The sequence below is a fragment of the Micromonospora sp. NPDC047527 genome, assembly GCF_040643015.1.
In the GTDB taxonomy this organism is placed as follows: domain Bacteria; phylum Actinomycetota; class Actinomycetes; order Mycobacteriales; family Micromonosporaceae; genus Micromonospora.
This window is the reverse complement of sequence record NZ_JBEYTK010000001.1, coordinates 533,449-546,830: the sequence shown is the minus strand read 5'-3', so window position 1 is coordinate 546,830 and position 13,382 is coordinate 533,449. Positions and strand designations below refer to the sequence as shown.

The window sequence follows — 13,382 nt, the reverse complement described above, 5'->3', positions numbered from 1 at the left end:
GAAGGATGTGGGATGGCTCCTGAGGCCGAGGGATCCGAGACCGAACTCTCCATACCCGCTGACCAAGCCCCCGTTGCCACTGTGCCCCCTGGCGATGACCCGGAGGTCAGCCTGGTCGAGATCGAACCGGGAGTGGCCGTACTCTTCGCGGACCAGCCGCCCGTCGGCTTCGACCTGATCCCTTTCGAGATGATGGGTGCTCAAGCAAGCCAAGGCCTGACCGACAAGCTCGCGATGGCCTCGGGCATCGCCAATCTGGCGGCACAGGGTGCACAGGCTGCGACTACCGTGCAAGGGCTGGTGCGTCTGGCGCCCGAGACTCTGCAGGCACTCAAGACGGCGCAACCGATGACGTCAGGCGGCTGGAACCTGGGTTCGCTCGTCACGAGCAACGGAAAGATCGCCGCCTCGGTGCGCTGGGCGCCCGTGACAGGGGCGCAGACCGCCTCCATACTCTCCGCTCTCGGGCCGGCCGCCGCACTCCTGGCGCTGCAGGTGCAGTTGGCGTCGATCTCGCGTCGTATCGACGAGAACGTCAAACTCACCCGTGACGTTCTCCAAGCGCTACACGAGGATCAGTGGACGACGCTGCTCGGCCTGCACGAGACGACGATGCGCGCTGTGCGGGAGTCTCAGGCGGCCGGCACGGTCAATGACCACATCTTCGCCTCCATCGCCACCAGGGACGCAGACCTACGCAAGCAACGGCACCTCTTCCGGTCCCTCGTCCGCGGACACATCAAGGCACTCGCTACTGACGGACAGAGCCGTCGCGCCCATATCCATAAGAACATCGAGCAGATTCTCGCCGACACTCACGGCATGCTCATGGCGGAGTGGTCCTGGTATCGCTCGCAGGTGTTGCGCGCCGGCCACATCAGCCGCGACGAGGCGAATGCTGTCGAAAACGAACGGCTTCTGGCCGAGTTGGTCGCCGACACCCAGCGCGAGCACACCCTGGCCATGGACGAGGTGGCGAATCTCCTCGCCGACCTCGAACGTCAGTGCCGTTTGATCGCCGAACTCCCGGCCGAACTCAGTCTGCCGTTCACCGCCAAGCGTCAGAGCATCCGAGACAGCGTTGGCATGGCCGAGGCGTTGGCCGAACGGGTGGCGGCCCTTCGCAACCGCACTCACACTCAACGCGCTCCGCTGGATCCGCCACTCACGGTCTTCAGTGATGCTGTGCCGGAGGAAGTACTGCGGATCCTACGGTGGATCGTGCCTGGCGAGGAACCCTTGCTGGCTATCGCCGATGTCAATCTCGACCGCCTCGTCGGCGACGACGCCTACCTCGGAGTGACACCCGAACGCTTCTTCATCTCGACGCAGAGCGCCGTGCGCAAGCAAGGCACGATCGAGCGCGAGATCCCGCTCTCGGAGATTCGCTACGTACGGTTCCGCGAACGCGACAAGCGCGGCCCCGTTCTGGACGTCATCACCACGGACGAGAACATCAGGCTCACTTTCGATGACTGGGCCGGCAAGGGGAAAGGGCTGGACGACGCCTGCCGGCTTGGCAATCTCCTGGCCGCAGCGATGGATCTACCCGAGAGCGAGCGGCGTAGCGACCCACTGCTGAGCGGCGTGTCCTCGACGAGGGAGGCAATCACCCGATAGCGGAATGGGGCTCCGCCGGAACGCGTAGCTCGTGCCGGTAGGGTCCAGGCACGGGCGATAGAAGGGCAAATACCACCATGACGATTCCCCACCTGACGGCTGGTGACGGCACGAGTCTGCCGGCGATCGGGCTTGGCACGTACCAGCTGAATGGTTCGACGGGTGCCGACGCGATCGGTCAGGCGATCCGGGCGGGCTACCGGTTGATCGACTCGGCGGTGAACTACGAGAACGAGGGGGCGGTGGGCCGGGCCGTCCGCGCGGCGGGCGACGTTCGGGACGAGTTGGTCGTCACCTCGAAGCTGCCGGGGCGGCACCACCGCTTCGACGAGGCGCTGACCACGATCGAGGAGAGCGTGTTCCGCACCGGCCTGGACCGGATCGACCTGTACCTCATCCACTGGCCCAACCCCAAGACCGACCTGTACGTGCAGGCGTGGCGGGCGCTGATCGAGGCCCGTGAGCGCGGCCTGGTCCGGCACATCGGGCTGTCCAACTTCCTGCCCGAGCACATCGACCGCCTGGTGGCCGAGACGGGTGTCACCCCGCTGGTCAACCAGATCGAGGTGCACCCGTACTTCCCGCAACAGGAGGCGATCGACTACCACCGGGCGCGGGGGATCCTCGTGCAGGCGTGGAGCCCGTTGGGCCGGGGCAACGACGTGCGGCAGCACCCCACGATCGTGGACATCGCGGCAGCCCACGGCGTCAGCCCGGCGCAGGCCATTCTCGCCTGGCACGTGGCCCGCCAGGTGATCCCGCTGCCCAAGGCCGCCTCGCCGCAGCGGCAGGTCGAAAACCTGGACGTCTTCGAGGTGAAGCTTACCGACGCGCAGGTCGAGGCCATCACGGCGTTGGGCCGCCCGGACGGGCGCCTCGCGGATCAGGACCCGGCGGTGTACGAGGAGTTCTGAGCGAAGCGTCGCCGCGCTGATCGTGCGGGCGACTGACGGGGAGAGGCTGGGCAATTACAGAACATGATGCCCGGACGAGCGTGATGAGTGGGAGGCATCACTGCGCGCGGTTGGGCGTAACGGGTGATCTGCCGGCAGGCCGGGGGCACCCCGACGTAGCGTGTAGCCGTGTCGACGAAAGACGTACTCACCAAGGCTGACCTGGTCGAACTTCGCCGCTCGGCGCTCGGGACGGCCAACCCGCTCGGTGTCGCCGCCGAGATCGCCGAGGCGGTCCAGCAGGGCCGGCTGGAGGATCCGGACGACGCTGGGGATGCGCTGACGCTCGCCGCCGAGATCGCGGAGATCCGGGTGAGACCGGACGCCGCTCTCCGGTACGCGGAGCAGGCTCTGGCGGCGTACCCGTCCGGCGATGATCCTCGGGCCGGCTTCGCCCGGGCGCTGCGGGCACGGGCGCTGTTGCAGGCCGGCGGCCGGGAGGACGAGGCGATGGCGGAGCTGACCGCGCTGCGCCCGTTGCTGCTCGTGCAGCCCGACGCCCCCGCCTACGTCAGTGCGGCGTTGGACGCCGCCGGCCGGTCGGCGATCGCCGAGCGGTGGCTGAGTGAGGCGGTCGACACCCTGCTGGGCGAGCGCGCCACAGCCGCCGGGGCGTCGGCGCAGGCCATCACCGCCGTCGAGCCGGCGGTGGAGGTGGGGCCGCCCGAGTCGCCCGGCGTCCTGTTCTTCCTGCTGCAACAGCGCCACCGGGTACGCCGGGATCTCAACCTGCCGCACGACCGGCAGGACGATCTGGCGGACCGGTTGGAGGCCCAACTCGTCCGCCGGGCGGGGGAACGCGGCGGCGGTGAGCCGGATCTGATCTTCTGGCCCCGGGCCGAGTTCGACCGGCTGCTCTCCACGCACGGCGAGCTGACCGAGGTGTACGGGCCGGACTGGGACGCACACCGGGCGCGGCTGGAGAAGGAGCTGGTGCGGCTGGCCGGCGCCGGCCAGGTCGGGCTGGGTGTGCTCAGCGCGACGGTCGACGGGCTGGACGCGTTCGCAAAACGGCGCGACGGCGACCCGTCCGACCGGGAGGTCCGGGCCGGGTACGCGCGGGAGCTGGCGGCCCGGCCGGCGGCGCGGATCCCCTGGCCGCCGGAGCGCAACGACGCCTGCTGGTGCGGTTCGGGCCTCAAGTACAAGAAGGACTGCCTGCCCCGGTCCCGCAGCTGAGGGCGGCGGCTATCGTGCGGTGGTGTGCCGCTGGTGGTAGCGGGGCGCGGTTGGGATCGTGAACCATTAGGGGGTTGTCGTGTTGGTCATCGCGCACCTCAGTGACACCCACATCGACGACCACCCTCGGTCGGCCGAGCGGGCCGCCCGGGTGATGGAGCACCTGCACGCCCTGCCGCGACCGGTCGACGCGGTCCTGATCACCGGGGACATCGCCGATCACGGCGAGGTGGCCGAGTACGAGACCGCCGCGAGGCTCTTCGACTCCCCGCTGCCGGTCCTGACGTGCCCCGGCAACCACGACGTGCGCGCCGCGTACCGCAAGGGTCTGCTCGGTGACGACGGCGGCGGCACCGGCCCGATCAACACCCGCCACGACGTCGCCGGCGCGGTTTTCCTCCTCGCCGACTCGTCCGTGCCCGGCGAGGACCACGGCCACCTGGATGGGGAGACCCTGGCGTGGCTCGCCGACGAGTTGGGGACGGTGCCGGCGGGAACGCCGACGTTCATCGCCCTGCATCACCCGCCGGTCGTGCTGCACCACCCGGTCATCGACCCGATGCGGCTGCTGCCCGCCGATCCCCTGGCCGATCTGGTCGCCGCCCACCCTCAGGTCGTCGCCGTGCTGACCGGGCATTTCCACACGGCCGCCGCGAGCACCTTCGCCGGTCGTCCACTCCGGATCGCGCCGGGCGTGGTCTCCACCCTGCGGATGCCCTGGGAGGGCGAGGGAGCGTTGACCACCCAGGCCCAGCCGCCCGGCGTCGCGTTCCACGTGTACGACGACACCGGCCTGTTCACCACCCACTACCGGGTGGTGGTCTGAGCGTGCGGGGCGTGGCCGTGCTCGGCTTCCTGGTCGCCGTCGCGCCGATCACCGCCACACCGGGCGCGAGCCTGACCCTCGTCGTCTCGCGGGTCGCCACCGGTGGCCGGCGGCAGGGGTGGTGGGTGATCCTGGGTACGATCACCGGCCTCTACGTGCACGCCACCCTGGCCGCTGTCGGCCTGGCCGCGCTGGTGCTCCGCTCGGCGCAGGCGTTCTGGGTCGTCAAGCTGGTCGGTGCCGCCTATCTCGTCGGGCTCGGGCTCTGGATGCTCGTCCACGCGACCCGGCGCTCCACGTCAGCGCCGACCCGGGTGCGGAAGCTGCCGTGGCGGGTGGACCACCCCTATCTCCAGGGGCTGCTGGGCAACGTCCTCAATCCCAAGGCCGCCGCCATCTACCTCACGCTCGCACCGCAGTTCCTCGAACCAGGTCGACCGGTGCTGATACCCATGCTGCTCCTCGCCACGGCGCACTCCGCGCTGCACACCTGCTGGCTCGCGGGGTGGACGGCCATTTCCGGCGCCGCCGCCCGGCTGCTTCGCACGGCCGCCGTCCGACGCGTGCTCGACCGGCTGACCGGGGTGATCCTGCTCGGCCTTGGTGTCCGCTCCGCGGTGACCTGAGTCGAGTGTCCATCGGCGATCATGGGGTGACACGTCCGGCCGGTACCGATAGCGTCCATGCCTGGATCATCGAGGTCCGTCTTCACCGGAGGAGTCGCCGATGTTCGAGGAGTTCATGGGCATTCCCGCCCACCCTCTCGTGCTGCACGCAGCGGTCGTGTTCGTGCCGCTGCTGGCTCTCCTGACGGTCGGGTACGCGTTCGTCCCGCCGATCCGGCCGCACACCCGCTGGGTGCTGGGGCTGCTGGCCGTGGGCGCGCCACTGTCCGCGCTGTTGGCGAAGCTCTCCGGTGACGCGTTCTTCGAGCGCATGCGGTCGGCCAACCGGGTCACTCCCGAGTTCCTGCCGAAGCTGGAGGCACACCAGGAGTTCGGCGACTTCACGCTCTGGGCCAGCATCGGGCTGGCGATCGTGGCGCTGGCGCTGGTCCGGTTCGTCGCGCCGCGACCTGCCGCCACCACGAACGCGGACGCGCGACCCGCCGACACGAGCACTGACGCACGGCCCGGTCGGGCGCTCACCGTGGCGTTGCAGGTGTTGTCGCTGGTGGCCGCCGCTGTCGCCGTGTACTACGTGATCCGCACCGGCGACTCCGGCGCGATGGCGGTCTGGGAGGGCCAGTGACGGCCCGGAAAACGGTGGTGCGGCCCAGCCGGAGCTGGCCCGCACCACCGCGTTGACCGTCAGCCGGCGGTGTACGCCCGGATGATGGTCTGGTCGATGCCGCTACCGCCGTCGCCGTCGGCCTTCACCCGAAGCGAGACGGGCTTGCCGGTGGCGGCCTTGGGCAGCTCGGCCCGGTAGGTGTCCCCGCTGCGGGTGACCCGGGCCGACTTCCAGGTGGCGCCGTCGTCGGTCGAGGCCCACACCTGGAACGACGTCACCTTCTGCGCCTTGACGCCGTGCGCCTGGCGGACGGCGAACTCCGCCGTTCCGCCGGTGGCGTGGTTGGCGGTGTCCATCGGCAGCGCGTAGTCCACCGCGAGCAGCGGCAACGGCACGCTTCCGGTCCCGTCCGGCCCGGCGGACCGGAACGTCCAGGACGTGGAGACCCTGGTGGAGATCGGCAGGATCAGGCTCGTGTCGACGTCGAGGGTCAGCCGGTAGTCGGCCGCCTGCTGCCCGACGGTGATGTCGGCGAGCGGTCGGTCCCGCTGCTCGACCAGCTTGCCGTTGCGGTACAGCGACAGGGTGCGCTTCACGCCGATGGAGTTGCCCTGCAGGCAGTCGGCGCGTTGGTGCTGGTCGGTGAGCGACACCAGGTCGATGTGCAGGTTGCCCCGGGTCCGCGACGGTGGGGTGGCGCAGGTCCACCCGTTGTCGGCCGGGTCGTCGTACCAGCCGGAGTGCAGCGGCTGGCGTGCCCAGACCTTGGACTGCCTGCTGCCGGGCTGGTAGCGGCGGGGCGCCTCCTGTGCCGACAGCCCACCGTAGACACCCTCGTCGGCCCAGAGGATCTCCGGCGAGAGGTAGTCGGTGCGGTTCGGCGGAAGGTCCCCCTCGTGGGTCTGGGTCACGCCCACCCCGTCGGCGGTGAACCCGGTCCGGATCAGCTGGGTGATCATTCCCGGCGAGTCCATCTGGTGGAACCGCTCGTCGATCCGCGCCAACCGGGCCTGCTCGGCGGCGCCCACCCGGAAGGCAGGGTCGGCCGGTACGCCGTTCGGGTACTCGTGCACCAAGTTGTAGCGGTACGGCTTGGCGGTGCCGGCGGGCGAGTTCAGGTTGACGGCCGCCCAGCTGCGCCGCGTACCGACGCTGGGCTTCGGCAGCGCGGAGGTGCGGACGCTCGTCGCGGTCCCGTACCCGAAGGCCTGGCTCCACCAGGACAGGCCGTTCGGCGCGGTCTGCTGGATGGTGAGGTCGACCCGCGTCGGCGTGGTGGCGACGCCGTCGACCGTCGCCGTCACCGGCTTGGCCCGCGCCGGGTCGAGCGTCACGCTACGAGGGCCGTTGACGTTCAGGTCGGACTCCCCGACGAGCGTCGTCTCCAGCACGTCGCTGTCGACGTAGTAGGCGACCGACGAGCCGAGGAGCGCGTACCGGCCGGCCGGCACCCGGATGGTGAAGGTGTCTCCGGGCACACCGCCCGGTCCGCCGTAGTAGAGGACGGGGTCGGCGAGGTTGGTGACCAGAATGTTGATCCAGCTCTCCGCGCCGTCCTTGAGGCCGGGCAGCGGCTTCGTGCGGATCGTCAGGTCGTAGCTGGGCGGCTCGACGTAGAAGCTGACCGGGGTGGTCGAGACCAGCTTGTGGCCGGCGGTGCGGGCGGTGACGGTGGCCAGGTAGAAGCCGGGCCGTGCGGCCAGCGCCGCGCGGTTGACGCGCAGGGTCGTGTCGGCGGTGCTGCCGCGCTTGAGCGTCACCCGGCTCGTCGACAGCGACGCCGCGCCGCGCGGCACGGGCTGGCCGTCGTGGTTGACGATCGACACGTCGAGGTCGAGGTGGGTCGTCGCCGGGGTGGCGTCGCCCGTCCAGGTCAGCTTCGTCTCGCTGGTCCCTGACTGCGGGTACGCGAAGGTGCCGAGGTTGACCACCGGCTGGTCGCTGGTCGGGCCACCGAGGGCGCGGGCCGCGTTGAGCCGGCCGGCCCCGACGGCGTACGGGTCGACGCCGGTCAGCGGGTCGGCCGCGCCGACGAGCGCCGCCTTGAGCCGCTCCCCCGTCCAGTCCGGGTGCCGCTGGGCGAGCAGCGCGGCCGCGCCCGCGGCGTGCGGGGTGGCCATCGAGGTGCCGGTGCTGCCCTCGTAGAACTGGTCGATCGGGTCCTGTAGGTCCGTGCCGGCGGCGCGGGCGGCGACGATGTCGACACCGGGTGCGACGAGTTCCGGCTTGGCCACGTTGCTGGTGACCAGCGGCCCACGGCTGGAGAACTCGGCGAGTTTGTCGTCGCGGTCGACGGCGCCGACGGTCAGGGCGCTGGCGGCGGAGCCGGGCGAGGAGATGGCGCCACCGTTGTTGCCGGAGGCGATCACGAAGAGCGCGCCGGTCTGCTTGCTCAGCGCGTCGACGGCGAGCGACAGCGGGTCGCTGCCGTCGTCCGGGTAGCTGCCGCCGAGGCTCATGTTGATGACGTCGGCGCGGGCGGCGGCCCACTCCATGCCGGCGATGATGCCGGAGTCCTCGCCGGAGCCGTGGTCGTCGAGGACCTTGCCGATGACCAGCTTGGCGTCCGGCGCGACGCCGCGACGCTGGCCGTTCGAGGCAGCGCCGGTGCCGGCGATGGTCGACGCGACGTGCGTACCGTGGCCGTTGTGGTCGACGGCGTCGCCGCCGTCGACGGTGAAGTCGGCGCGGTCGGCGACCCGGCCGACCAGGTCGGGGTGGGTGAAGTCGGCGCCGCTGTCGAGCACCGCGACCCGGACGCCCTTGCCGGTGTAGCCGGCCTTCCACGCGTCGGGCGCGGCGATCTGCGCCAGGTTGCGGTCGAGGCCGGCGGGCTTGCCGGCGCCGTGCCCGCCGCCGGTCAGCGCGGTGGCGTGGACCTTGCGGTCGAGCCAGACCTTCTTCGCGCCGGCGAGCAGCGAATTGGTGGCCAGCTTCGCGGTGGTCGGGCTCTTCTTGGGTACGTGGCCGGCCACCGCGCCGATGCTGGGCAGCGGCAGGACGTCGCCGAGGGCGGCCACCCGGGCGGAGGCGGTGGCGGGCTGCACGATGAGCGGCAGCTCCGTGGTGTTCTCGTCGTCGTACCCGTCGGCGATCAGCGCGGTGACGTCGAAGAGGTCGGGGTCGAGGACCGAGCCGACCTGGGACGCGACGCGGGCGGGGATGACGTGCAGGTGGCCGTCGGGGCCGCAGTTCTGGTGGATCACCGTGTTGGGGTCGGCGGGCTGCACCGTGGCCTGCGGGCATCCCGGTCCGGTGGTCCGTACGGTCACCACGTCCCCGGTGAGCAGGGTGACGGTGTGTGTCTTCCGGTCGGCGGAGGCGTCGGGCGCGCCCGCCGGGGTGGCGTCGTTGGGGCCGGCTGTGGCGGTGCCGCCCGGTACGGCGGTCAGCGCCGTGGCCGTGACGGCGACGGCCAGCAGCCACCGTGTTCTCTTGAGCATCCTGCTCCCTGTCTGATGTGGACAAACGCGCCTTATCGGCGGCTCCGAGCAAGATCATATGCACGAGTACGTGATCTTCGGGGCCCCTGGACGACACCTCTCCTTCGCCCGCCCGACAGGGATTTCGGCGATGTGTCACCGCCGTACCCGGTTCGATGTCGGTTCGATTACCGCCTCCGAACGGGCCGGCCACCGCGGACGTGTTCACTCGCCGCACGGCCCGACGGGATCGACGGAACGCCGGCCCGGACCTAGCATGTCGACGAATGGATCTTCGAGATTGGCCCCTGCCGAAACCCGGCAACCAGCCCAACCGAAGGGAGACGCGCATGCGTCGACCCCGTTATCTGGCACTACTCAGCGTCGGTGTGTCCGGCGTCCTGGTCCTCAGCGCTGCCCCGGCGACGGCGGCCCCACCCAAGGCCCCCGCTCCGACCGGCATCGTGGTCGCCGACGGCATGACCCAGCCGGTGTTCTCACTCGCCGACGCCATCGAGGAGCGGGTGTACGTCCAGACGCCGGTGGACACCGACCACGACGGCCGCCCCGACCGGGTGGCCATCGACATCTCCCGACCTCGGGAGACCGCCACGCAGGGCTTCAAGGTGCCGGTCATCTTCGAGCACAGCCCGTACCGCAAGGGCACCTGGGGTGACGTGCCGTACCCGAGCGTGCTGGTCGACGACCTCCCGCAGAACGGCCTGAACGGCCACTCCGGGCGTCGGGCGCTCGACGTGGAGGCCCAGCGCGCCCAGGCGAAGGCCAACCTGCCCGGCTCGCTGGACGACTACTACGTCCCGCGCGGGTACGCCGTGGTGCTCGGTCAGAGCGTCGGCACCGGCGACTCGGACGGCTGCCCGACCAGCGGTGACCAGGCCGAGACGCTCGGCACCAAGGCCGTCATCGACTGGCTGAACGGGCGGGCCAAGGGGTACGACGCGAGCGGCGCCCCGGTCACCGCCGGCTGGACCACGGGCGCGGTCGGCATGACCGGTGTCTCCTACAACGGGACGCTGCCGAACCAGGTGGCGACCACCGGGGTCAAGGGCCTGAAGACGATCGTGCCGGTCTCGGCGATCAGCAGTTGGTACGACTACTACCGGGCCAACGGTCTGGTCGTCGCCCCCGGCACGTTCCAGGGTGAGGATCTCGACATCCTGGCCCAGTACACGGCCGGGCAGGCACGGGCCGAGGGGCCCTGCGCCGACGAGCTCGCGACGATCACCGAGGAGCAGGACCGGGTCACCGGCGACTACTCGAAGTTCTGGCAGGAGCGCGACTACCTCGACGCCCGCGACGTCAAGGCGAGTGTCTTCGTCGTGCACGGTCTCAACGACTGGAACGTGAAGACCGAGCACTTCGCCGGCTGGTGGGACCAGCTCGCCAAGCGCGACGTACCGCGCAAGATCTGGCTGCACCAGGGCGGGCACGGCGGTCCGGGCAGCAATGCCTCGGTGACCCTGCCCGACGGTCGGACGTGGACCTACAAGCAGACCGAGAACCGCTGGTTCGACTTCTGGCTGTGGAACGTGCGCAACGGGATCATGGACGAGCCGACCGCCGTGCTACAGCGCGAGGACCGGGCCTACACCACGTACGCCAACTGGCCCGACCCGGGCGCACGCGAGGTCGGGCTGCGGTTCGCCGCCACCGACGCCACGGCCCCGGGCGCGCTCACCACGGGCAAGCCGCCGAAGGCCAAGGTCGAGCAGAGCTTCGTCGACGAGGGCCGGACCATCCACCCGGACACCCTGGTCGCCAACCCGGACGCGGCGAGCGCGAACCGGCTCGCCTACCGCTCCCCCGCGCTGACCCAGAGCGTGCGTATCTCCGGCCGTCCGGAGATGCGGCTGCGGATGGCGATCGACAACAAGCCGGACGCGAACCTCACCGCGTACCTGGTCGACTACGGCCCGGTCGGCTCGACCGCCGCGCCGACCGTGGTGACCCGGGGCTGGATGGACCCGCAGAACCGCAAGAGCGCCGCGCGCACCGAGCCGGTGAAGCAGGGCAAGCTGTACGACTACCGCTGGACGATGGAGCCGAAGGACTACGTCTTCCCAGCCGGTCACCGGATCGGCGTGGTCGTCTTCTCCAGCGACCAGGAGTACACGCTGCTGCCGCTGGGCGGCACCGAGTTGCGGGTCGCGCCCAACGACAGTGAGCTGCGGCTGCCGGTGGTCGGCGGACGGTCCGCCCTCGGGTTCTGAGGTCGAGTTCGTACCCCGGGTGGGGCAGTCCGACGTGTTCGGGCTGCCCCACCCGCGCGTTCGGGTCGCGGTGACCTGATCGTGCTCGATCCTGGATGTCGTGTGCTCGTCCGCACCGCTCTGCCCCGCATCGAGTGCGATCTTGGGCGGGCGGGCTACAGCGGTGGGTTGGTCTGCGCTCCGCGCCGGTGGGCCAGCCCGTCGACGACGGCGATCGCGGCCAGGATCAGCGCCGCGACGGCAGCCACGGCGACCGGCGGGAGGAGCACCATGGGCGGGGCCGCCACGATCAACACCAGGACGCCCACCAACAGCAACCGGCGGCGCGGCCGGAACGGGGATGGGCGCTCCAGAAAGCTGCGCCCGATCAGGAACAGCACCGGGCCGCCGAAGATGATGACCACCAACGCCCAGTCGATCGGCGGGTCCGGGTCCTCGATGACCTGTCCGAAGCCGACCGCCGTGCAGATGATGCCGCCGACGATGAGCAGCAGGCTGAAGCCCGCCGAATGGGCCAACCGCAGGGCGCCCCCGGCCGACAATCCCGTCGCGGTCTGCCCCGGAGCGACGTGGTAGAAGTAGATCCGCCAGTACGCGACGACCGCCACGAACGCCGCGATGAGGGTGACGGTCCGCGCGGTCGAGAAGCCCGGGAAGCTGACTGCGGCACCGGCTTCGAGCACCACCTCGGCCAACGCGATCATGAAGAACTGGTTGTACCGCTCCGCGAGGTGCACCTCGGAGATCACGACCATGCGGGTGAACCGTTGTGCGCCGAGGCGGGGTGCGGGCCAGTGGCTCGCGGCGCCGATGACCTCGATGGCGAGGGCGATGGTCCAGAAGACCCCACGCCCCATTCCGCCGCTGATGCCGCCGCCGATCCACAGCACGCCGGACGCCACGTGCCAGGCCAGCACGCGGGCGGCGAGCAGCCCGCCGAGCTGACCCCGCAACGCCAGCGTGAGGTAGAGCGGGCGGCCGACCTGGACGATGACGTACGTGCAGGCGAAGATCAGACCTCGCTGGCCGAACGCCTGCGGCAGGGAGACCGCCAGCACCAGTGTGCCGAACATCGTCGCCAGCAGGATGACCTGGATGTCGCTGCGCCGGGGGTCGTAGCTGCTGGCCATCAGGGCGTTGAGGGACCAGATCATCCACATCGCCGTGAAGATCAGCAGTGTCTGACCCGCCTCCGACAGCAGCGTGTGCCGGACGATGGTCAGGTCGTCCGCGACGCGTCCGGCCAGGCGGGCCAGCGCGAAGACGTAGACGATGTCGAAGAGCAGCTCCAGGACGGTCGCCCCGCGCGGGCTCCGGCTCTCGCCCAGCCCGCGCATCCAGGATCGCGTCAGCACGGCCACCATCGCCCCGCGCCCCCTCGCCGACGGGTCCACCCCGTACCCGTTGAGGCACTTTATCCCGATCTTCGCGGGCCCCTGGCGGTTATGGCGGATCCAGCGGCAGGCCCAGGGTCAGGCGCGGCTGGAGATCTGCTGCACCGCCCAGGCGTTGCCGTCCGGGTCGGTGAAGTAGATGAAGCCCACGTTGTCCAGCGGGTCCGGCACCGGACGGGGGTTCTTGCCCATCACCTGGATCTCGCTGACCTCGACACCTCGCTCCACCAGCTCCGCGCGAGCCTTCTGCAGGTCGGGCACCACCAGTTGCAGCCCCTTGATCGAGCCGGGCGGCATGTCCGGCACCAGTCCCTTGCCGATGACGACGGAACAGCCCGAGCCCGGCGGCGTCAGCTGCACCAGCCGCGTGTCGTCGTTGATCGCCGTGTCGTGGTCCACGACGAAGCCGAGACGGTCGGCATAGAACTCCTTCGCGCGGTCCAGGTCCGAGACCGGTACGACCACCACTTCCAACGTCCAGTTCAACCGGCACTCCTCAAGTCGTGTGCTCTGGTGTCGCAATC

The 13,382-nt window shown here is 70.5% G+C and carries 10 protein-coding genes; 7 read left to right on the top strand and 3 right to left on the bottom strand.

Annotation, left to right across the window (positions count from 1 at the left end):
• The first annotated feature begins 12 nt into the window (after positions 1–12).
• The 6 genes from ABZ808_RS02305 (at position 13) to ABZ808_RS02280 (ending at position 5,829) form a co-directional block, all read left to right on the top strand.
• Positions 13–1,620 carry a hypothetical protein gene (locus tag ABZ808_RS02305; protein ID WP_356999737.1) on the top strand — a complete coding sequence of 536 codons (1,608 nt, stop codon included), beginning with the start codon at positions 13–15 and terminating at the stop codon, positions 1,618–1,620.
• 77 nt (positions 1,621–1,697) lie between these two features.
• The gene (locus tag ABZ808_RS02300; protein ID WP_356999734.1) at positions 1,698–2,534 is read left to right on the top strand and encodes an aldo/keto reductase; all 837 of its coding nucleotides are present in this window, start codon (positions 1,698–1,700) and stop codon (positions 2,532–2,534) included.
• A gap of 168 nt (positions 2,535–2,702) precedes the next feature.
• Positions 2,703–3,752, top strand: a complete 1,050-nt coding sequence (locus ABZ808_RS02295; RefSeq protein ID WP_356999731.1) for an SEC-C domain-containing protein — start codon at positions 2,703–2,705, stop codon at positions 3,750–3,752.
• A gap of 79 nt (positions 3,753–3,831) precedes the next feature.
• Positions 3,832–4,578, top strand: a complete 747-nt coding sequence (locus tag ABZ808_RS02290) for a metallophosphoesterase (RefSeq protein WP_356999728.1) — start codon at positions 3,832–3,834, stop codon at positions 4,576–4,578.
• A gap of 2 nt (positions 4,579–4,580) precedes the next feature.
• The gene (locus tag ABZ808_RS02285) at positions 4,581–5,204 is read left to right on the top strand and encodes a LysE family translocator (RefSeq protein ID WP_356999725.1); all 624 of its coding nucleotides are present in this window, start codon (positions 4,581–4,583) and stop codon (positions 5,202–5,204) included.
• A gap of 100 nt (positions 5,205–5,304) precedes the next feature.
• Positions 5,305–5,829: a DUF2231 domain-containing protein gene (locus ABZ808_RS02280; protein ID WP_356999723.1), complete on the top strand. Its 525-nt coding sequence runs from the start codon at positions 5,305–5,307 to the stop codon at positions 5,827–5,829.
• 59 nt (positions 5,830–5,888) lie between these two features.
• Here ABZ808_RS02280 and ABZ808_RS02275 read toward each other — a convergent pair whose 3' ends face one another.
• A complete protein-coding gene (locus ABZ808_RS02275; RefSeq protein WP_356999720.1) occupies positions 5,889–9,254 on the bottom strand; it encodes a S8 family serine peptidase in 3,366 nt (1,121 codons plus the stop codon).
• A gap of 329 nt (positions 9,255–9,583) precedes the next feature.
• On the opposite strand from ABZ808_RS02275, the gene ABZ808_RS02270 reads away from it, so the two are divergent.
• The gene (locus ABZ808_RS02270; protein ID WP_356999718.1) at positions 9,584–11,464 is read left to right on the top strand and encodes a Xaa-Pro dipeptidyl-peptidase; all 1,881 of its coding nucleotides are present in this window, start codon (positions 9,584–9,586) and stop codon (positions 11,462–11,464) included.
• A gap of 155 nt (positions 11,465–11,619) precedes the next feature.
• On the opposite strand, the gene ABZ808_RS02265 is transcribed toward ABZ808_RS02270, so the two are convergent.
• Complete coding sequence (locus tag ABZ808_RS02265; RefSeq protein ID WP_356999716.1) at positions 11,620–12,819, bottom strand: low temperature requirement protein A; 1,200 nt, start codon at positions 12,817–12,819, stop codon at positions 11,620–11,622.
• Between the two features lie 117 nt (positions 12,820–12,936).
• Positions 12,937–13,344, bottom strand: coding sequence for a VOC family protein (locus ABZ808_RS02260; protein ID WP_356999713.1), 408 nt, complete (start codon positions 13,342–13,344; stop codon positions 12,937–12,939).
• Positions 13,345–13,382 lie beyond the last annotated feature (38 nt).

Bases quoted from the DNA above. Each gene is read 5' to 3' on its own strand.
- ABZ808_RS02300 (WP_356999734.1), top strand. From the start codon at position 1,698: ATGACGATTCCCCACCTGACGGCTGGTGACGGCACGAGTCTGCCGGCG.
- ABZ808_RS02280 (WP_356999723.1), top strand. From the start codon at position 5,305: ATGTTCGAGGAGTTCATGGGCATTCCCGCCCACCCTCTCGTGCTGCAC.
- ABZ808_RS02275 (WP_356999720.1), bottom strand. From the start codon at position 9,254: ATGCTCAAGAGAACACGGTGGCTGCTGGCCGTCGCCGTCACGGCCACG.
- ABZ808_RS02270 (WP_356999718.1), top strand. From the start codon at position 9,584: ATGCGTCGACCCCGTTATCTGGCACTACTCAGCGTCGGTGTGTCCGGC.
- ABZ808_RS02305 (WP_356999737.1), top strand. From the start codon at position 13: ATGGCTCCTGAGGCCGAGGGATCCGAGACCGAACTCTCCATACCCGCT.